Annotated in this window: 19 protein-coding genes and 1 tRNA gene; 8 read left to right on the top strand and 12 right to left on the bottom strand. The window is 55.3% G+C overall.

Features of this window, described 5'->3' with window-relative positions:
- Nucleotides 1-6 precede the first annotated feature (6 nt).
- The 3 genes from ABLU78_RS18895 (at nucleotide 7) to ABLU78_RS18885 (ending at nucleotide 3,464) form a co-directional block, all read left to right on the top strand.
- Nucleotides 7-891 carry a sugar phosphate isomerase/epimerase gene (locus ABLU78_RS18895; RefSeq protein ID WP_015368532.1) on the top strand — a complete coding sequence of 295 codons (885 nt, stop codon included), beginning with the start codon at nucleotides 7-9 and terminating at the stop codon, nucleotides 889-891.
- Nucleotides 892-914: 23 nt separating this feature from the next.
- The gene (iolE, locus tag ABLU78_RS18890; protein ID WP_020079776.1) at nucleotides 915-1,814 is read left to right on the top strand and encodes a myo-inosose-2 dehydratase; all 900 of its coding nucleotides are present in this window, start codon (nucleotides 915-917) and stop codon (nucleotides 1,812-1,814) included.
- Nucleotides 1,815-1,967: 153 nt separating this feature from the next.
- Nucleotides 1,968-3,464 carry a sugar porter family MFS transporter gene (locus ABLU78_RS18885; protein ID WP_323806316.1) on the top strand — a complete coding sequence of 499 codons (1,497 nt, stop codon included), beginning with the start codon at nucleotides 1,968-1,970 and terminating at the stop codon, nucleotides 3,462-3,464.
- Nucleotides 3,465-3,564: 100 nt separating this feature from the next.
- On the opposite strand, the gene ABLU78_RS18880 is transcribed toward ABLU78_RS18885, so the two are convergent.
- The 8 genes from ABLU78_RS18880 to ABLU78_RS18845 all read right to left on the bottom strand — a co-directional run bounded on the left by ABLU78_RS18880 (nucleotide 3,565) and on the right by ABLU78_RS18845 (nucleotide 11,911).
- Nucleotides 3,565-4,875 (bottom strand): ABC transporter substrate-binding protein, encoded by a 1,311-nt coding sequence (locus ABLU78_RS18880; protein WP_048229688.1) that lies wholly within the window; start codon nucleotides 4,873-4,875, stop codon nucleotides 3,565-3,567.
- Nucleotides 4,868-5,941 (bottom strand): ABC transporter ATP-binding protein, encoded by a 1,074-nt coding sequence (locus ABLU78_RS18875; RefSeq protein WP_048229684.1) that lies wholly within the window; start codon nucleotides 5,939-5,941, stop codon nucleotides 4,868-4,870. The genes ABLU78_RS18880 and ABLU78_RS18875 overlap by 8 nt, the downstream gene beginning before the upstream one ends.
- Before the next feature lie 5 nt (nucleotides 5,942-5,946).
- Nucleotides 5,947-6,771, bottom strand: a complete 825-nt coding sequence (locus ABLU78_RS18870) for a phosphodiesterase (RefSeq protein WP_048229681.1) — start codon at nucleotides 6,769-6,771, stop codon at nucleotides 5,947-5,949.
- A gap of 10 nt (nucleotides 6,772-6,781) precedes the next feature.
- Nucleotides 6,782-7,669: a carbohydrate ABC transporter permease gene (locus tag ABLU78_RS18865; RefSeq protein WP_015368526.1), complete on the bottom strand. Its 888-nt coding sequence runs from the start codon at nucleotides 7,667-7,669 to the stop codon at nucleotides 6,782-6,784.
- The gene (locus ABLU78_RS18860; protein WP_015368525.1) at nucleotides 7,659-8,531 is read right to left on the bottom strand and encodes a sugar ABC transporter permease; all 873 of its coding nucleotides are present in this window, start codon (nucleotides 8,529-8,531) and stop codon (nucleotides 7,659-7,661) included. Before ABLU78_RS18860 ends, ABLU78_RS18865 begins: the two co-directional genes overlap by 11 nt.
- A 142-nt stretch (nucleotides 8,532-8,673) precedes the next feature.
- Nucleotides 8,674-9,693 (bottom strand): NAD(P)-dependent alcohol dehydrogenase, encoded by a 1,020-nt coding sequence (locus tag ABLU78_RS18855; RefSeq protein WP_032709732.1) that lies wholly within the window; start codon nucleotides 9,691-9,693, stop codon nucleotides 8,674-8,676.
- Nucleotides 9,694-9,806: 113 nt separating this feature from the next.
- Nucleotides 9,807-11,276, bottom strand: a complete 1,470-nt coding sequence (locus tag ABLU78_RS18850; protein WP_048229675.1) for a SulP family inorganic anion transporter — start codon at nucleotides 11,274-11,276, stop codon at nucleotides 9,807-9,809.
- Nucleotides 11,273-11,911 carry a carbonic anhydrase gene (locus ABLU78_RS18845; protein ID WP_048229673.1) on the bottom strand — a complete coding sequence of 213 codons (639 nt, stop codon included), beginning with the start codon at nucleotides 11,909-11,911 and terminating at the stop codon, nucleotides 11,273-11,275. The genes ABLU78_RS18850 and ABLU78_RS18845 overlap by 4 nt, the downstream gene beginning before the upstream one ends.
- 573 nt (nucleotides 11,912-12,484) lie before the next feature.
- On the opposite strand from ABLU78_RS18845, the gene ABLU78_RS18840 reads away from it, so the two are divergent.
- Together ABLU78_RS18840 and ABLU78_RS18835 are read left to right on the top strand one after the other, a co-directional pair.
- Nucleotides 12,485-12,569, top strand: a tRNA-Leu gene (locus tag ABLU78_RS18840).
- A 220-nt stretch (nucleotides 12,570-12,789) separates the two neighbouring features.
- Nucleotides 12,790-14,466 carry an integrase arm-type DNA-binding domain-containing protein gene (locus tag ABLU78_RS18835; protein WP_348820652.1) on the top strand — a complete coding sequence of 559 codons (1,677 nt, stop codon included), beginning with the start codon at nucleotides 12,790-12,792 and terminating at the stop codon, nucleotides 14,464-14,466.
- A gap of 465 nt (nucleotides 14,467-14,931) precedes the next feature.
- Here ABLU78_RS18835 and ABLU78_RS18830 read toward each other — a convergent pair whose 3' ends face one another.
- Nucleotides 14,932-15,276 (bottom strand): addiction module toxin RelE, encoded by a 345-nt coding sequence (locus tag ABLU78_RS18830; RefSeq protein WP_348820651.1) that lies wholly within the window; start codon nucleotides 15,274-15,276, stop codon nucleotides 14,932-14,934.
- Nucleotides 15,277-15,300: 24 nt separating this feature from the next.
- Nucleotides 15,301-15,528, bottom strand: coding sequence for a type II toxin-antitoxin system Phd/YefM family antitoxin (locus ABLU78_RS18825; protein ID WP_348820650.1), 228 nt, complete (start codon nucleotides 15,526-15,528; stop codon nucleotides 15,301-15,303).
- Between the two features lie 407 nt (nucleotides 15,529-15,935).
- Between ABLU78_RS18825 and ABLU78_RS18820 the strand changes: the two genes are divergently transcribed.
- Together ABLU78_RS18820 and ABLU78_RS18815 are read left to right on the top strand one after the other, a co-directional pair.
- Nucleotides 15,936-16,202, top strand: coding sequence for a hypothetical protein (locus tag ABLU78_RS18820; RefSeq protein WP_348820649.1), 267 nt, complete (start codon nucleotides 15,936-15,938; stop codon nucleotides 16,200-16,202).
- A 111-nt stretch (nucleotides 16,203-16,313) separates the two neighbouring features.
- Nucleotides 16,314-16,967: an HNH endonuclease gene (locus ABLU78_RS18815; RefSeq protein WP_058668489.1), complete on the top strand. Its 654-nt coding sequence runs from the start codon at nucleotides 16,314-16,316 to the stop codon at nucleotides 16,965-16,967.
- Nucleotides 16,968-17,022: 55 nt separating this feature from the next.
- Here the strand turns inward: ABLU78_RS18815 and mobH are convergent, their stop codons facing one another.
- Nucleotides 17,023-18,612: a MobH family relaxase gene (mobH, locus tag ABLU78_RS18810; protein ID WP_348820648.1), complete on the bottom strand. Its 1,590-nt coding sequence runs from the start codon at nucleotides 18,610-18,612 to the stop codon at nucleotides 17,023-17,025.
- A gap of 221 nt (nucleotides 18,613-18,833) precedes the next feature.
- Here mobH and ABLU78_RS18805 point away from each other — a divergent pair, with 221 nt between their 5' ends.
- On the top strand, nucleotides 18,834-19,214 hold the full coding sequence (locus ABLU78_RS18805; RefSeq protein WP_048229662.1) for a RidA family protein: 381 nt from the start codon (nucleotides 18,834-18,836) through the stop codon (nucleotides 19,212-19,214).
- 39 nt (nucleotides 19,215-19,253) lie between these two features.
- On the opposite strand, the gene ABLU78_RS18800 is transcribed toward ABLU78_RS18805, so the two are convergent.
- Nucleotides 19,254-19,625, bottom strand: coding sequence for a hypothetical protein (locus ABLU78_RS18800; RefSeq protein ID WP_286460433.1), 372 nt, complete (start codon nucleotides 19,623-19,625; stop codon nucleotides 19,254-19,256).
- Nucleotides 19,626-19,668 lie beyond the last annotated feature (43 nt).

Raw genomic sequence — 19,668 nt, 5'->3', positions numbered from 1 at the left:
ACGACGATGAAAATTGCTTTTGATGTCGATGTGATTCGCGATCTCGGGATCACCAGAATGGTTCAGCAGGTGGCGGAGTGGGGCTACAAATACATTGAACAGTCGCCGCACCCGCAGATTAACCCATTCTACAAACATCCGCGCGCCAGCCGGGAGATCATGGCCGAGTATAAGCAGGCGCTGCGTGACAACGGCGTTGAACTCTCCTCGTTCATCTGCGTTTATCGCTGGTCCGGCCCGGATGAGCTGCGCCGTCAGGCGGCGGTGAAGAACTGGAAGCGGCTCATCGAAGTAGCGGTAGAGATGGGCGTGCAGGTTATCAACACCGAATTTTCTGGCGATCCTAACCAGCCGGAAATTTGCGAAGAAATGTTCTACCGCTCGATGGAAGAACTGCTGCCGATATTCGAACGTGAAGGTATCCGCGTCGAAATCCAGGCCCACCCGTGGGACTTCTGCGAAGAAAACAACGAGACGGTGGATATCGTGAAGTCCTTCCGTAGCGACAACGTGAAGTACGTCTACAGCGTGCCGCACACCTTCTTCTACGACAAAGGTAAAGGTGAAGTCGAGAAGATGCTGCGCTATGCCGGTCAGGACCTGTCTCACGTGCTGATTGCCGATACCCGCAATCACACCAAACACTGCCGCTATATCGTTAATCCGCCGGGCGTTGACGCCGCCGTACACCAGCACGTCGGCGTCGGCGAGGGGGATGTCGATTTCGATGCTCTGTTCCGCACCCTGCGCGATATGCGTTTCGCTGAACAGACCTTCAAAGTTGGCGGTGAACCGATCGTCTGCACCTCGCTGTTTGGTTACCCGGAAAAGATGAAATACCAGGCCGTGGAAACGCGTGAACTTATCGAACGTGAACTGCTGCGCCGGTAAGGCGCGGCGGCAGGAGCATCAAAATGAACAAAGACAACGTCAAACTGGCTATCGCCCCTATCGGTTGGACTAACGACGATATGCCTGAGCTGGGGAGCGAAAACACCTTCCAGCAAACGGTCAGCGAAATGGCGCTGGCCGGTTTTACCGGCAGCGAAGTCGGCAGCAAATATCCGCGCGATCCGGCGGTGCTGAAGCCGATGCTGGATATTCGCGGCATGCAGATTTGCAACGCCTGGTTCAGCACCTTCTTCGCGAATGGCCAAAGAGAAAAAACCATCGATGAATTCGTTAACCACATGAATTTCCTCCATGCGATGGGCGCAAAGGTGATTGGCTGCTCTGAACAAAGCGGCAGTATCCAGGGGCTCGATAAACCGATTCTCGGCGATGTAAAACCGTGCTTTAGCGACGAAGAGTGGCAGCGGGTAGCTGAAGGTTATAACGCGCTTGGCAAGCTGGCGGCAGAGAAGGGGATGCAGGTTTGCCTACACCACCATATGGGCACCGGCATTCAGACTACCGCGGAGATCGACAAGTTTATGTCGCTGGTGGACGAACGCGTCTTCCTGCTCTACGACACCGGTCACGCCTGGTATTCAGAGGGCGGCGAGGCGCCGATGCTGGCGATCCTGAAAAAATATCTGCCGCGCATCAACCACGTGCATCTGAAAGACGTCCGCCCCGCGGTAATTGAGCAGGTGCGCCGCGAAGGGCTCTCATTCCTCGACGGCGTCAAGAAAGGCACCTTTACCGTACCGGGAGACGGCGAAATAGATTTCCGTCCGGTCTTCCAGTTGCTGGATGACTACGGCTACAAGGGTTGGATGGTAGTGGAAGCCGAACAAGACCCTGCGCTGGCGAACCCCTTCGAATACGCCGTAAAGGCGCGTAAGTACATCCGCGAAACGGCAGGAATCTGATCGTTGATGCATTTCGGGCCACACAGCTGCGTGGCCTGCTTTTTCTAAACCTCAATTGAACCACACGATAACGACACGTCCGTGAGGCTGGAGGCCTCTGTATTCAGACAAGAGCATATCTTCCCCCTACAAGGTAGGTTACTGGAGTCTTCTATGTCACAGGAACAATATCTCACACTCAATAAAGCGTCGGGGCCGAATAGCTACGCCCCGGCAACGCCGTTTGTTAAGATCGTCGCGTTGATTGCGACCTTAGGCGGTTTACTCTTTGGCTACGACACCGGGGTGATTTCCGGCGCCCTACTGTTTATGGGTAAGGAACTGCACCTCACGCCGTTTACCACCGGGCTGGTGACCAGCTCGCTGCTGTTCGGCGCCGCATTCGGCGCACTGCTTTCTGGCCATCTGGCCAGCGCCGCAGGCAGAAAGAAAATCATCCTCTGGCTGGCGGTGATCTTCGCTATTGGCGCGGTGGGTACCGCCCTTGCGCCGGACGTCAACTGGATGATTTTCTTCCGCCTGGTTCTCGGCGTAGCGGTTGGCGGCGCGGCGGCAACGGTGCCGGTATATATCGCTGAGATGGCGCCCGCCAACAAACGCGGGCAACTGGTCACGCTGCAGGAGCTGATGATCGTCTCCGGCCAGCTGCTGGCCTATATCTCTAACGCCACCTTCCATGAGCTGTGGGGCGGCGAGAGCACCTGGCGCTGGATGCTGGCGGTGGCGACGCTGCCTGCCGTGCTGCTGTGGTTTGGCATGATGTTTATGCCGGATACCCCGCGCTGGTATGCGATGAAAGGCCGACTGGCGGAAGCACGCCGGGTGCTGGAGCGTACGCGGCGTAAAGATGATGTCGAGTGGGAGCTAATGGAGATTACGGAAACTCTCGACGAGCAGCGTAATCTTGGTAAGCCAAAAATTCGTGAAATCATGACCCCGTGGCTGTTTAAGCTGTTCATGATCGGTATCGGCGTGGCGGTTATTCAGCAGCTTACCGGCGTCAATACCATTATGTACTATGCGCCGACGGTGCTGACCTCGGTCGGTATGACCGATAACGCCGCGCTGTTCGCCACCATTGCCAACGGCGTGGTTTCGGTGCTGATGACCTTTGTCGGTATCTGGATGCTGGGGAAGATAGGTCGTCGCCCGATGACCATGATCGGCCAGTTCGGCTGTACCGCCTGCCTGGTGTTTATCGGCGCGGTGAGCTACCTGCTGCCGGAAACGGTCAATGGACAGCCGGATGCGCTGCGCGCCTATATGGTGCTGGCGGGAATGCTGCTGTTCCTGAGCTTCCAGCAGGGGGCGCTGTCGCCGGTGACCTGGCTGCTGTTGTCGGAAATTTTCCCAACCCGGATGCGCGGGATGTTTATGGGCGGGGCGGTGTTCTCAATGTGGATTGCCAACTTCCTGATCTCGCTGTTCTTCCCGATACTACTGTCGTGGGTCGGCCTCTCCGGAACCTTCTTTATCTTTGCGGCAATCGGCATCTTCGGCGCGATCTTCGTGATCAAATGCGTGCCGGAAACGCGCAACCGCAGCCTTGAGCAGATCGAGCACTATCTGCGCGAGAAGCTGGATACCAGCCCGGCGGGAAAAGCCTACGCGCGTAAATCCTGGGCTTCGTCGCAGGCGGATAAAATCTAAGGCTTTGCAAAATCTCCCCGGCGCATTCTACGCTGGGGGCGGTTGGTCACCCGGCTTGGGCGTTTACGCCGCAAGCCGGGCGGCCCGCAACCGACCTGTGCTACTGCACTTCTCCCAGCGCAGTCTTATCAACATAAGGTTTCATTAGCGCGTCAGCTTCCTTCTGCGCTGCCTGTACCGCGGCTTCCGGCGTTACTTTGGCATCGTTGACCACTGCCGCCAGCTGGTTCTCCATCGCCTTACGCACGGCGACGGTCTCCCAGGTGGAGTACCACGGATGCGCGTACTTCAGCTGTTCAAGGGCGATCGCTGCTCGTGGATCCTGCTGCAGATAAGCTTTCATCTCCGGAGTATCGTAAGAAGCCTTACGCGGCGAGAAGTAGCCGGTAAAGCGGCTCCACGCGCCGTTTACCTGCGGGCTCACCAGATAAGTCAGGAACTGGTAGGCCGCTTTCTTCTGCGCGTCGTTGATGCCTTTAAAGCTCACCAGGCTGGCGCCGCCAATTGGCACCGCGCGCTGCTCTTTGGCTGGTAGCATGGCGACACCGAGTTCAAAATCTTTACTGTTCTCGCGCATAAAGCCCAGTGCGCCGGTGCTGAGCATCGCCATGCCAAGTTTGCCGGAGAAGAATGAAGCGCTGATCTGCTTCGAATTCAGTACCCCGGAAGGCATCACTTTGTCTTTGTAGATCAGATCCTGCCAGAAGCGCAGAGCGCCGATAGCGGTCGGCGAGTTGTAATAAACCTCACCCGGATAGTCTTCATTGAAATATTTACCGCCGTTGGCGCGCACCAGCGCCGAGAAGATCCAGCCGCCGTAGTCGTCGTTGGTCGACGGCAGCATGATCCCCCACTGGCCTTTGCTCTCGTCGGTCAGCTTTTTGGCATCGGCCAGCAGCTCGGCCCAGGTCTGCGGTGGTTGCGCGATCCCAGCTCGATCTAACAGCGTCTTGTTGTAGTAGAGGATCGGTGTCGAGTTATGGAACGGGATCGCATAGGTGGTGCCCATCACCTGGGCGTTCTTATGCATCGCGGGCCAGAATTCCTTTTGCAGAAAATCGCCGGCCTTTTGATCGCCATATTTAAACAGCTCATCCATCGGCAGGATCTCATCCTTCAGCGCCAGATCGGTGGTGAAGTTGGCGGACATGATCACCAGCGCCGGGGGTTGCCCGGCCTTCTGCGCGGATTCGGCTTTGATCTTGGTGGTGTCATAGTTGCCGGTGAAGATGCCGCGCACTTCGACATCCTGCTGCGACTCGTTAAAGGCTTTAATGACGCGTGTCATCTCCATCGTCAGCTTGCCGTCTACCGGGGCCGGGAACATGAAGTCTATTTTCTCTTTCGCCAGCGCCGTGCCGCTCAGGGCGAGGCTGAGCCCAACCGTCAGGGCGGTGAGGGGGTTAAACATGATTACACTCCATCAGTAAATTATGCTGGGTCTCAGCATGAAAAAGATGCACATCGGCAGGCGAGAAGCCGAGGATCAGCGATTCGCCTTTTTCCGGCACCGTGCCACGGTGGCGGCGGCTAAAGCGCAGGGTGCCGATCGGGGTGCTGACGTGGAGCAGATAATCGGCTCCCATCAGTTCTCGTTGCAGGACGGTGCCCGGCAGGCGCAGATGGCCGTGCTCCACGCGGTCGGTAATATGTTCCGGGCGAATGCCCAGCCAGACACGGGTCTGGCTGCGATGGCGCGGCGGTAGCGGATGGCGTTGTTCGCCAAGCTGAACGTTGCCGTCAACGCAGGGGAGCGATAGCAGATTCATTGCCGGTGAACCGATAAATCTGGCCACGAACAGATTGGCCGGGTTGGCATACAGATACTCTGGCCGCCCCACCTGCTGCACGTGGCCGCCGTTCATCACCACGATGCGGTCGGCCATCGACATGGCTTCGGTTTGATCGTGGGTGACGTAGACGGTACTGGTTTTTAACTGCTGGTGGAGGTCCATAATGCTGTCGCGGACTTCGCTGCGCAGACGAGCGTCGAGGTTGGACAGCGGTTCATCCATTAAGAACAGCCGCGGATTACGCACGATCGCCCGCGCCATCGCTACCCGCTGCCGTTGGCCGCCGGAGAGCTTCGCCGGTTTGCGATCGAGCAGCGCCTCCAGCTGCAGCATCTGCGCCACTTTATCTACCCGCGGCTGCCAGCCGCTTTTCTCTTCCTTGCGTACCTTCATGCCGAAGGTGATGTTGTCGCGCACAGAGAGATGTGGAAACAGCGCATAGTTCTGGAAGATCATCGCAAAATTGCGTTCGCGCGGCGTGGTGTCGGTGATGTTCTCATCATGCAGCCAGATTTCGCCTTCGCTGACCTGATCCAACCCGGCAAGCAGGCGCAGTAGGGTGCTTTTACCGCAGCCCGACGGGCCGACCAGCACCACAAATTCACCTTCGTGGATATCAAGCGACAGCGCGCTGAGCGCCGGTTTACCGTCGAAATGTTTACTGATGTTTTGCAGACTGAGCATGGCGGTTAGCGCTCTTCCGTTGGACAACTGATGTTTTCGTCGTACAGCCACGGCCCGGCGTAGTGGGCCAGCGAGTGCTGGTAGCTCACCCATTGCTCGCCGACCTGGCGGTGCATCAGGCACGAAGCCGGCGAGAGATCGTAATACGGGCGAGTGTCTTCGTGGCAGTAAGGCACCTGATGGACGGTGCCGGGGAGGGTGGAGATCAGCGCCTGGCGATACTGGGTCATGGTCAGGCTATGGTTATGACCGCAAAAGATGCGCGTCAGCGACGGGAAACGCTCTACCAACGCCAGCAGACGGTGGCCGTTTTCGCAGGCAATCGGGTCCATCTGCGCATTGCCCAGCGGCAGCGGCGGGTGGTGCATAAAGATCGTTGCCGGTTTGTCGCCGCCCTCGAACAGCTGCGCTTCCAGCCAGCTAATGGTCTCGTCGGTCAGCCAGCCTTTTGAAGTGCCGGCGCGGCTGGAGTCGATAAACAGCAGGCGGGTAGCGAAGTCGTCAACCGCACAGCGCATATTATTGGCATCGCTACCGAGCTGTGGACACAGCGGCTGCAGGTACTCCAGAAACAGCGCTTTATCATCGTGGTTGCCGGGGATGAGATACAGCGGATAGTTCAGGCTGCCGAGGATCTGGCGGGCGACCTGATACTCCTCCGGACGGCCGCAGTTGACGATATCGCCGCTCACCACCACCGCATCCGGGCGTTCGCGCAGCGCGTTAAGTTGAGAAACCACATCAGCATTGGCGGCGTTGACGTCGATAAAGCCGTACAGCTTCTCGCCGCGGCTGCGGAAATGGGTATCGGAAATGTGCGCTAACAGCATGAATAACTCCTTATTTGATCCCGGAGAAGCCGAAGCTTCGCAGGAACTGTTTCTGGAAAAGGATGAACGCCAGCATCAGCGGCAGGCAGACCATCAGCGTCCCGGCGCCGATGGTGCCCCACTGGCCGCCGGATTCAGCGCCCATGGCGAAAGAGACCAGCCCGACCGTCAGCACCTGCTTATCGGGATCGTTGAGCATCATCAGCGGCCACAGGTACTCGTTCCAGTGGTAGGTAATGCTGACGGTGGCGAAGGCCAGCACCGACGGCCAGGACATCGGCAGCAGTACGCGGAATAGCACCTGCCACCAGCGGCATCCCTCCATCAGCGCCGCCTCTTCCAGCTCTTTCGGGATGGCGAGGAACGCCTGGCGCATCAGAAACACGCCGAACGCCGAGGTAAAGTAAGGCATCATCACGCCGGTCAGAGTGTTGAGCAGGCCGAAGGTTTTCAGGGTCAGCATGTTCGGCACCATCATCACCACCGGCATGATCATCAGCTGGACGAGAAACAGCAGAAATAGCATTTTCTTGCCGCGAAATTCGTGGCAGGCGAAGACGTAGCCGGCGGTGGTGATGGTGAGTAGCTGCACGAAGAAAGTGCCGAAGGTAAAGATAAGGGTGTTGGCGTACAGGCTCAGCCAGTCGGCGCTGTCCCAGGCGTCGCGGAAGTTATCGAGGGTCAGCGGCAGGCGCGGCAGCAATGAGGCCATATCTTCGCCGAAGGTGGTGGCGCTGAACGAGGTCGCCAGCATCCAGATAAACGGGCTCACCCATAGCAGCGCCAGGCAGCACATGATTACCGTCAGGGTAAAGGGCTGTGAGCGACGCAGGCGCAACCACAGCGGACGCGCAGCGGCGGGCGAGCGGACCATCAGCGGCGAGATTTCAGCGCTCATAGTGGGCTCCTTTTTCCAGCAATTTCAGGTTAATCAGCGAGAAGGCAAACAGCCCGGCCAGCGTCAGGAAGGTGGCGGCGGAGGCTTTGCCGAGGTCGTGGGTATCCCAGGCGAGATTCTGGATGTAATAGAGCAGCACGGTCGTGGCGTTATCCGGCCCGCCGCGCGTCATCACCGCGACGTGATCAATCTGGGTAATGGAGTAAATCAGCGCGGTGGTGATAACAAAGCTCAGCGTCGGGCGCAGCAGCGGCAGCGTGACCTTAAAAAACACCTGGGTGCGGCTGGCCCCTTCCATCAGCGCCGCTTCCCGCGTTGAGGCCGGAATGCTCTGCAGCCCGGCGAGGAAAAACAGCATGTAGTAGCCAGCGAATTTCCACACGCCAATCAGCGCCAGCGCCAGCAGCGCGCTGTTGCTGCGCCCCAGCCAGTTGTTGTTCTGAGGGCCAAATAGCTTCGCCAGATAGTGATCGAGCAGGCCGAGGCCGGGCATAAAAATAAACAGCCACAGCGCGGCGGCGCTAACCATCGGGATAATCATCGGGAAGAAAAAGGCGGTGCGCAGCCAGCGGTTGACGCGGTGATTCTCGCTCAGCGCCACCGCCAGCAGCAGAGCGAGCGTCACGCCGGGCACCACCGTCAGCAGGATATAGAGCAGATTATTGACCAGCGATTGCCAGAAAACGCCGTCGGCAAACAGGCGGGCGAAGTTATCCAGCCCGACGTACTGTGCGCCGTCGCTGGCCATGCGGGTATCAAACAGGCTGTCATAGACCGAACGGCCAAGCGGAAACCAGGTAAACAGCAGTAAAAACAACAGGGAAGGCGACAGTATCAGCCAGGGGAGCCAGCGCTTATTCATGGTGACGGGCGTCTCGTTCAGGCGTTTATGGAAGCCCGGATTGTGGGAAGCGATGACTACAGGGGAATGGCGGGGAGATGACGGTTTGATGAAGCAAGGAGAAAAGCGCCGGGCGAACGGAACTCCCGGCGATAAAGAACAATCAGAAGTCGGCTTTTAGTACCGCGCGATAGCGGGCTTTGCCTTCGCGCACGTGTTTCAGCGCTTCGTTAATTTGCGACATCGGGAACAGTTCGGTTGTTGGCGCCACTTTGCTACGACCGGCGAATTTCATCAGCTTACGCAGTTCGGACGGGTTACCGGTCGCCGAGCCGGAGATGCTGCGGTCGCCGCCGATAAGGGTAAAGGCCGGAACCGGGAAAGGCTTCATCACCGCGCCGACGGTGTGGAAGTTGCCGCCGTAAGCCAGCGCCTGGAAGTACGGCTGCCAGTCGAGATCCACCGCCACGGTGTTGATGATCAGATCGAACTGACCGGCCAGCGCGGTTAACGCCTGCGGATCGCGGCTGTTCACCACGCGGTCAGCACCCATTGCCAGCACTTCCTGCTCTTTAGCCGGGTTGGAACTGAAAGCGGTCACTTCCGCCCCCATCGCCCGCAGCAGTTTAATGGCGATATGGCCGAGACCGCCGATACCAATCACGCCGACGCGGCTGGTGGCGGTCACGTGGTGGGTCAGCAGCGGTTTGAAGACGGTGATGCCGCCGCACAGCATCGGGCCGGCGGAAGCCAGATCGATGCTCTCCGGCAGCGGGATCACCCATTGCCAGTCGGCGCGCAGCTTATCGGCGAAGCCGCCGCGGTTCATGATGGTCGGTACCGAGCCTTCCAGGCAGTTGATCTGATTGCCGCTGATACAGGCGTCGCAGTGGCCGCAGCTGCGCGCCGTCCAGCCGATCCCGACCTTCTGACCAATCTTCAGCCCTTTATCCTGCGCCGCGCTGCCCAGCGCCGCCACCCGGCCAATCACCTCGTGACCGGCGACCAGCGGGTAGCTCGACATGCCCCATTCGTTGTCGATCATCGACAGGTCCGAATGACAAATCCCGCAGTACTCCACTTCGACTTCAACATCTTCCGGCAGCAGTTCGCCGGCATCGTACTCCCACAGCGACAGATCGGCGCCCGCTTCTTTGGCGGCGTAACTTTTAATGATGCTCATGTTTGTTTCCTTGGGGTTGGCGTAGTAACGAAGAAAGTGTAGAGCATGGCAACAGGCGTCGCTTGGCATTAGGAGGGGTGGATAAGCGGGCGGACCAGCCGCCCGGGAGACGGTCAGCGGCTGGCAAGCGGCCACTGATTGAGGCGGATACCGCGCTGCGGCGCGCTCTCGGCAAAATCATCCAGCACCGCCTGCACATCCGGATCAAGGTAGCCGACGTTATCGTGCTCGACGATCACCACGCTCTTTTCCGGAATTTTCGCCAGCAGCGCCAGCAGATGTGGATTGTGTAAAAAGGTCAGGTTCTGCTGGATGCGCAGCACGTAGTGGTCGTCGTAACGGGCCAATTGCAGCGAATGGCGATGGCTACGCCAGATGCTGAACGCCACCTGGGCGGCGAGTCCTATCCCGATCCCCGCCAGCATGCCGAAGCCGATAATCCCACCAATGGTGGCAAGGAAGGGGACGTACTGTGCGGCGCCCTGGCGGAACTGTTCAATGAACAGCCGCGGCGTCGCCAGCTTATAGCCGGTGTACAGCAGTACGGCAGCGAGGCTGGCGAGCGGGATTAACGTCAGCAGGCCGCTAAACCACAGTCCGCAGATCAGTAGCAGCACGCCGTGGATAAAGATCGACAGTTTGCTCTGCGCGCCGTTGCTGACGTTGACCGAGCTGCGGACGATGACCGCGGTGATCGGCATCGCCCCGAGTACGCCGGAGAGCAGGTTGCCGACGCCCTGGGCGACCATTTCGCGGTTCGGCGAAGGCGGCGGATTTTGCGGACGCAGTTTTTTCAGCGCCTCCTGGCTGAGCAAGGTTTCGAGGCTGGCGACCAGCGCGAGGGTTAGCGCCACCACCCACACCGACGGATTACGCCACGCGCTCCACGCAGGAGACTCCAGCTCGCCCAGCAGATCGCCGAGGCTACCGAACTCCGGCAGGGTAATGCGCGGCAGGGAGGCAAGCTGCTGCGGCGCGGCCTGGGTCATTAATACGGTGGTGGCACAACCGAGCAGGACAGCGATCAGCGGGCCGGGGATCCAGCGCAGGCTCTTCACCCGGCGGATAAGCGGCGAACCCCACAGCCATAGCACCAGCAGGCCGCCCAGGGCGACGGCGATAGCACTGAGGGAGAAGGTGGCGTTGCCCTGCGCTATATCGGCGAGCCCGGTCTCTTCTGCGCTGCCAAGCGCGACGGGGATCTGCTGCATAATCAGCAGGATGCCGATTGCCGCCAGCATACCTTTGATGACGCTGGCGGGAACCAGCGAGATAAAGCGCCCGGCCCGCAGGATGCCGAACAGCAACTGCAGCACGCCGGCCAGCACCAGCGCCATCAGGAAGACGGAGAAGGAACCCAGGGATTCAATGGCGGCGACGACGATGGTGACCAGTCCGGCGGCGGGGCCGCTGACGGCGAAGCGGGAGGGGCTGAGGGCGGTGACGACCAGGCCGCCGATGATACCGGTCAGCAGACCGACAAAGGGCGGTAAGCCGCTGGCCTGGGCGATGCCGAGGCACAGCGGCAGGGCGACAAGGAAGACGACAATGCCTGCGAGAGAGTCCTGACGAAGAGTATTCATGGGGCATGCTCCTGAGGTGAGAGGTGTTCGACGAGAGTGGTCAGATGGCCGGATGCCAGATCGTAGACGCAGCCGTGCAGGCTGAGCGGCCGTCCGCTGGCGAGCAGCGTCTGTACGGGGTCACAGTCAAGCAGGCGGCTGAACTGGGCGCGAACGTTGGCCTCCACCAGGGCATTGAGCGCCGCGGCCGCGTCGGCGTCAGGGTCAGTGAGCGTCAGAGCAGCGATATCACTCTGCAGGGTATCGCGCAGCGAGCCGATGCGGCGGGCCAGCGCCGAGGACTCGTGGGCCAGCGGCATCTGCGGCAACGACAGCGCCGCCTGCACGCCGCCGCAGCCGTAGTGGCCGCAGAGCACCACCCGTTCGACTTCGAGATAGTGGAGGGCATATTGCAGTACGCTCATAAAGTTGTCGTCGGCGGGGTCAATCATGTTAGCGATATTGCGGTGGACGAAGAGTTCGCCGGGATGGCTGCCGGTGAGTACTTCGGCGGGAACGCGGCTATCGGAGCAGCCAATCCACAGCGAATGTGGCCGCTGCCCGGCTACCAGTTTTTCAAAATATTCCGGGTCATGCTGGCACTTCTGCAGCGCCCAGCTGCGGTTACGCGCCAGTAAAGGTTTTAAGGTAGTCACAGTCTTTCTCCTGAGTAAATTCACCGAGTGAAGATGTCCATCGAGACTCGTACAACGACTAGTAAAAATAGTATTTACCGGAACTTTCACGCCTGAGGAAAATCCTGGAATAAAGAGTGAAAACAAAACTTTTCATTAATGTAAAGTTATAAAAATATTGACGTAATTAATAAATTCTTAAGGATTACGGTAATAAGAAAAAGCGATGGGGTAGTTTTTTCTGGAATATATAAATCAACTACATTAATTATTCTGGAATCTTATATTGAGTGTTTGAGGAAGCGTAAATGCTTATGGTTGGCGGCGATAAAACGTTGGCGCGATGAGAGTGTAATGTGAGATGGATTTGAGAAAAATTGGCGCGGAATTGGTGATGTGTTGGTCGTAGGGGCAGGGAAGCGAAGGCCAGGGAGCCGGTTTGTTGCGCATTGATGGCTGAAAAATGTGACGCCGCACCGCTCGTTTGTAGGATTACGCTGTTTTTTTCAACACTTAGCACTACTGATGCACGCTGTCGCTTGCATGGTGGCTATCGACAGGTATAATCCAAAACGTTTTCCGTATCCCTTCAGTGCCGAAGTGGCGAAATCGGTAGACGCAGTTGATTCAAAATCAACCGTAGAAATACGTGCCGGTTCGAGTCCGGCCTTCGGCACCATAAGATGCAATAATTAGCTACCTAAGGGTGGCTTTTTTTGTGTCCATTTCCGTCCAAATTCGTCCATATCCATCTGTAATTCAAAGATAATTTATTTTTCGGTAATAACCATATTTGTTTTATGGTCTTTCCGTGTTGGTCATTTTTCATCCATTGACATCCACGCGATTTGGGGGCAAAAAAGGGGGCAAACCCGGTTCGATAGAGGAGTGACCCCCAAATGGCGCTTACAGATCTCGCAATCCGGCATGCCAGGCCGCTTGGCAAGGCATACAGGCTCTCTGACTGTCACGGTCTTTACATTCAGGTGAACCCCAGCGGATCTAAGCTGTGGTATCTGAAATTTCGCTTTGGAAACAAAGAGAACCGTATGGCATTAGGCCCTTATCCGCTTATTTCTCTGGCACTGGCAAGGGAGAAGCAAGCGGATATAAGAAGGCTTATTTTAGAAGGCGTTAATCCGGCGGAAAAACGCAGAGAGGAAAAGCGGGGTGGAGAGCCCCTTTATACGTTCGAGTCCGTGGCGTGCGAATGGGTCTCCAGCAACGTGAACTGGTCGGCAGAACATAAGAAGCGAGTGTTGCGTTATTTCGAGCTTTACGTCTTTCCCACGAACGGTAGCTGCGACATTACCAAAATGAAGGTCAAAGACCTGCTGGTACCGATCAAAGAGGTGGAGAAAGCGGGCAAATTGGATGTCGCTTCTCGTCTCCAGCAACGTACCGCCTGCGTGATGCGCTATGCTGTCCAGAACGGCATTATCGATCATAACCCTGCATCAGATTTAACCGGCGCGGTCTCCACGCCCAAAGTACGCCACCACCCGGCGCTGGATCTGAATCTCATCCCTGATTTCCTGGAAAGAGTCGACGATTTCAAAGGCCGTCAACTGACTCAACTGGCGGTAAAGCTGGCGCTGCTGCTGTTTATCCGCTCCAGCGAACTGCGCTTTGCCCGCTGGGATGAAATTGACCTGCGTAACGCCATGTGGACCATCCCCGCCGAGCGTGAGCCGATCCCCGGCGTTAAATATTCAGCGCGTGGCGCGAAGATGCACTCCCCACACCTGGTCCCATTGTCACGTCAGGCCATCGAACTGCTGCACGAGGTGCGGCAGCATTGCCGACCGGGAACTGAACTGGTGTTCCCCGGCGATCACAATTACCGCAAACCGATGAGCGAAAACACCATCAACAAAGCGCTGCGGGTGATGGGCTACGACACTCAGAAAGACGTCTGCGGCCACGGTTTTCGCACTATGGCCTGTAGCGCGCTGGTGGAGTCAGGCCTGTGGTCAAGCGACGCAGTCGAGCGCCAGATGAGCCATCAGGAGCGCAAGCGCGTGCGTGCGGCGTATATTCATAAGGCGCAGCACCTGGAAGAGCGCAGGGAGATGATGCAGTGGTGGGCGGATTATCTGGATGCAAACCGGTTCAGGTATGTGGTGCCGTATGGCTTCAAAAAGTCGCCGGGAGGTGCACTTGACCATATGAGCTTCCAGGAGCGCCATGATCGGCAACTGGAGGAACTGAAAGCCAGGATACTGGCTGACTCGGAATGGCTGACGGCATCTGAACTATCGGCAAAAGCGGGTTTTCGTTCCGCCGATCCTGAGGCAGGCCCGAAAGGCTGGAAAGCGGCCGGGAAGATATTCTCGCTGAAGGTCGACGGTGAGGATTTGTATCCGGATTATGTCCTGGATGAGAAAATGCGGCCCCTCAAGGTTGTCCGTTTGATTCTCTCACTGTTTAAGGAGCGTAAAACACCGTGGGGGCTGGCTATCTGGTTCGGTTCGGCAAACCGCAGGTTGAGAGGTGGTAAGCCGAAGGATTTGCTAGTGTCAAAGTCCGAGCTGGTTCTGCTGGCGGCTCAGGATGAGGTGGAGTCGGGGGAGTAGGGAGGATGCTGTATTTCCCATGGCAATTAATTAAGAGTATTTACGTATAAGCAGCCCAATTTTTCGGTAGCTTGAAAATATTGCCTGTAACTTATGCTCCCTATTGTTCATTACTTTTGATAATTGGCGAAGGTGGAGGATGAAAATTATCTTTTTAATCAAATAATTAGATTATTTGGTGGTGAGGATTCATTACCACTTGATTCTCTCTATTCATGAGGGACCGGAGCAGAAGGTATATAACTATCACTATGGTAAAGTGTTCATTGGGTTGCTAAGGTTGTTATTACGTGTTCGAACAAAAAGACTGACCCCTGATATGCCGAATTATCAATTGCATAACGGATATGCAGAGAGCGTAAATAAATTGATAACGAAATGCTGACAGGACAGGCTCTTGCTGAACAACATGCTGTGTAAAGTAACCGAATAGCAAAGGCCACATAAGTGGCCTCTGACTTGAATTTATATAGTAATTAGGCGGTCAAAGAGTAATTGCTGCACTGACTGCCTTATCCCCAAGATTGCGTGGGCTGTTAGCTGATTTGAATCTTCATCATAGGAATACAAGATGCGATAACCGTCTTTTGTTATACATTCGCGATAACGAGAGCATCCTAATGCAGATAAATCACGTGCAATCTGACAGCCTTCGGGGAAAGTGCACACTTTTTCTTCAAAGTTATCCAACTGTATATCAATGATTTTTTTTGGGTCATCGACATGATGGGATAAAAATTCAAGAACATTAGAAACGGTAAATTTGAACGTTTCAGTATAGATAATGTTGTTTTTGTTTACTAAAGGCATCTGCCCTCCAGTTAGTGACAAGTGTTAAATACTTGCCATTAACTGGTCACGACTGTACGTGCGTCCCTCGCTCTTATCTTTTTCAGAAAGCGCAAGAAGCTTAAGTAATGCAATTGCATCGTCTCGTTTCTTACGTTCTTCATAAGACTCAACTACATAAGCGGGCACACCGTTTTGTGTGACCAATAATGGCTCTGATAGATCAAGCATCGCGGCATGCTTTTTTAAGTAACTTATAGTTTCGACTCTCATATGGTCTTTCCTCTATTTAACATCTACTTATACGAAGTTTCTCTTACGAGTGGTAACACTCCGTGCTGGCGCCAAGTGGCCAACAAATCATCGGCACTTAAGCCGCTTTTAGGTACAGCATCAAATTGTATCTCTCATCCGCATGAGAGAGTTCTCAGAGAACAGTCTTAATATAGTCTAAATATGGCTCATTTGTCAAGTGCTATCATTCTCTTTTTTCTAATGCAAGAGTTTTTTAGCGTTAGCGAAATCGTTGTATAGTTTGGACGACATTTATCTATGTTACGGATATGGTTTCAATCAACGCGTATTCCGTAGCCACATCTCGGCAGTAGTTGAAACAGTGAAAAATGCCCCTATTTCATGGCTAATTAACCGCGAAATTCTAGCCATGGAGGAAACTACCGATGTCACCCCGGACACACCGCCAGCTCGTAAGCGTTGAAGTGATGTGGCCTGCTCAGACGCTACCGCTTCCCCTGCAACAAGTAGTCGAAGCATTGAATCAGGGCGAAACGCCCGATCAGATTATTATCCGCATGAACCAACGGGGTCTGCTGGCGTGGCGTGAGGATGTATCCGCGCAGGATACACACGATATCTTTCAGGTTCGGCTGGACAATCAGCATGAGGCGCGATTTCTCTGCCGCTACGTTACGCTGCCGCTGCACTAATGCCCCTATCCCGGTAACGTGATATTGAAGAGTACTGTTTATTACAGGATAAATTAATATGCTATAAAATAAAGAGTTAGCATATGTCGTTTCAGGGATGATGAGTTGTAAATGAAGAAGAAACTGCCAGACCAGCTTTCCAGGGAATGCATTATTGCGGCTATGCGCGCCTATGATGAAGGTGTACACCACCAGTTCAGCGAGTCCCGGCTGTATGATGTGGTCTTTGAAGGGCGCAGTTATCCACCGAAAGCTATAGTCGGTATTGCTGCTTCAAATATGACAGGCGTTGAGTTTTCCCCTGAAGATTTTAGTGGTGGTATCAAGTCGAAATGCGTCAAGTTGCTTACCGATCAAGGGTTCCAGATCGTTGAGAAAAATTTAGGTAACGAGCAACCTGCCATCAGTATTTTTCCTGATGAACTGCCGCCGCAGAGCGTATTTAATGAAGGTGCAGCTACGCAGGTAACGGTTAACCGCTATGAACGCGACCGTAAGGCCCGACAGGCCGCATTAGCCTGGCATGGTTGTCTGTGCAGAGTATGTGGTATTGATATGATGAAGGTGTATGGTGAGATAGCAAAAGGTTTTATCCATATACACCACCTGATTCCGCTATCAGACATCAAAGAGAATTACTCTCTGGATCCCAAAAAAGATCTTATTCCCGTCTGCCCTAATTGCCACGCCATGTTGCATCGGCGTAATCCGCCTTTTTCGCCTGAAGAATTGAAATCAATTATTGAATATCATGCGGCTCTTTAGGTATTAAAGCCCATTCGCTGTAGCTCGGTGGAAGAGAGTATTTTGATATAAATTGCTATTCGCGCAGCAACTTCAGCCACGGATTATTCACCGGCACTTTCTCCCCCAACACCTGCTTCGGATCTTCCATCATAAAACCTTTCAACTGACTACTTTTCTTTTGTGGCGCGCGAACCTCGCAGGTCCAGATAAAACTGTCATCATTACAGCGCAGGGCCAGCCCTGACTCCTGAAACATTCGCTGTGCCAGTTTCCAGCCGTCGCCGCTATCGCCTGTGGTTTCTGCTGCGTATGTTTTAAAGATCCCCGGCGAAATCAAAAAAAGATGGTTTTCCACCACATGTACCTTGCCGTTCCGGGTATTCACCGTGGCTGAAGAACTGGTGTGGTTCTTCAGCCACTGCAGGAAATTATTATTGTCACCAAGCCTCGGGTCGTCTGCTATCTCCGGCAGCGGTTGAGTGGGAGCGCTAAGTTCAGGGACGGGTTCAGCTTCGCTTACTGGCGTCACATCACCGGCAAAACAGGTGGGACGTTGTTCGCCTGGTTCCCATATTGCAGACGGCGTCAGGCGCAACAGCGTCAGCGGTTCAACGGGCGACCAGCCCTTATCTGATCGGATAATGCAGCGCCAGATCGCTTTATCCTCATTGGCAACGATAAGCTGATGTGCCAGCAGTTCGTCAAACAGGCGGTTATTATTTTCCGGTACGCTGGCTACGCCATGCTGGAGCAGCCAGGCGCGAACCCGGTCGGCGGTGGTTTTGCTGATAAGCCACAGCGCATCCTCCGTCAGCCAGCCATCTGATCCGCATTCGGGATTATTGAGCCGGTACTCGTTCTGTACCAGCGACCGCAAGGCTGTAAGAAGTTGCTGGGGGAAGGAAGAGGGCTTTTGCGCCAGCGCGGTTTTGATATCGCCGCCGAGGTATCGGGCGACAGAGGCTTTATCGGCCTGCTGCACCAGTTCCGCCAGCGCGCCAGCCCGTTCGTAGTGTCCGGTGAGCTGATAAATCAGGGATGAAAATGCCACCGGGTATCCGGCCAGCCAGTCCAGTAATGGCGAGGGTATCAACTCATTAATCAGCATTGCGCCAGCCGCAGGGTGCAGATGATAGTCGCGATCGTGGCTCTGGTACTGCCAGCGATAAGGCTGCGCCAGATTCCCTTGCCACGGATGCCAGCGAGTGCCATCACGTTGGTGAATCTCCATATCCACAGCGATTTTTCCCGTATCGTGCAGCAATGCTGCGCAGACCACTGCGACCGTCCATGCGCTGGCCTGTCGGGCTTGTTCTTCTGCTCCCGCTTCCGGTGGCAGCAGATAACCCTGGCGCAACCGGATGGCGTTGCAGGCAACTTCCAGCGAATGATCCAGCAACCCGCCGGGAGTGGAATGGTGATGACTTTGTGAGGCGGGCAGCAGTTGTACCAACGTGGCGAAGCGATGAATCGCCGTGAGGATCCAGCTATCAAACAGGGTATCCGGCAGTGGGGTCAGTTGTCGTAACTGGTGCAAACAGGACTGGCGTAACGGTGTCGCCAGCAACTGTTCTGCGGATAGTGGCGCAAACCAACCCTCCGGCAGCGCTGCGTCTGGCGCAGATGGCTGGCTCTGGGATGGTCTTTGTAGCCACTTCAGCATATTTCTCCTTTTCGGGCAGGCCCCTTTGCCCTTGTCGCCCTTCCTTTGCAGTGTCTCCCTTTGGGCCTTTTGTATGCAGCAGGTTATTTTTGTCAGCGAGGAAGAGTTGAAGGTTGATGGTCATTTAACGAATATAAGGATGGTGTCTCTACGGGCTGGACTATGCGCAGATGGCAGCGCAATTTGGCTGACAAATAATGAATTTATACAAGGACGAGGTCATGGCACGATTAGTCAGAAAAAATTATCCACAACTGGGGGAAGTTAACGCTCCTTATGTTCATGCAGTTGCACACCAGGGGACGCTATATATATCGGGTCTGACAGCTTTTGGTTCTGAGGCGCAGAGTGGTGATGTTGTTGCGCAGGCAAGTGAAATATTCAGGCAACTTAAGGTGATAGCAACAGCGGAGGGGATTACGCTTGATAATCTGATTAAAGTGACGATTTTTGTTACTTCAATTGGTTCGCTGAAAGCATTGCGTCAGGTATTGTATGCAAACTATGGCGAGAGCCTGCCCGCCAGTTCTCTTGTCGAAGTTAGTGCACTGTTCTCCCCGGATCTTCATATTGAAATTGAAGCTGTGCTTGCACTGCAATGATGTAAAAGTGGCCGATCGAAACCGGCCACTCCGTTCCACTTACCACCAGGCATAAAACATCAGCCTGTCTCGCTCAAAATCAAACGTCTCCAGCGTCTCTTTCACCCAATGGGTGACGGCGCGGACATCTTTCCAGTAGTGTTCTCCATAATCGGTATAACCATAGAAAAAGCCATCAATCGTGGGATAAACCGCGCCGCAGTTATCCGGCGTCAGGCTCAGCAGGTCACTCAAAAGCGCCTGCAAGTGTGCTTTTGTGACTTCTAACAGCACCTGGTTACGCACCAGCCCAACGTGTTTATCCACCCATTTGAGTAACGGGTTCACCTTGCGGAAATAACCCACTCTGGCGTACTGGCTTTCATCGGGCGCGTTTTTTGCCCGTTCGAAAAAGAAGAGATCGAGTCCCATATATTGATCCTCAGAAAAAGGGGAGCAACTTCCCGGCGGGGAA

The sequence above is a fragment of the Klebsiella sp. JN_Kp122 genome (assembly GCF_040062085.1).
GTDB classification, from domain to species: Bacteria; Pseudomonadota; Gammaproteobacteria; order Enterobacterales; family Enterobacteriaceae; genus Klebsiella; species Klebsiella aerogenes.
Note: the sequence above shows the minus strand (reverse complement) of the source record. Positions and strands in the feature narration are given on the sequence as shown.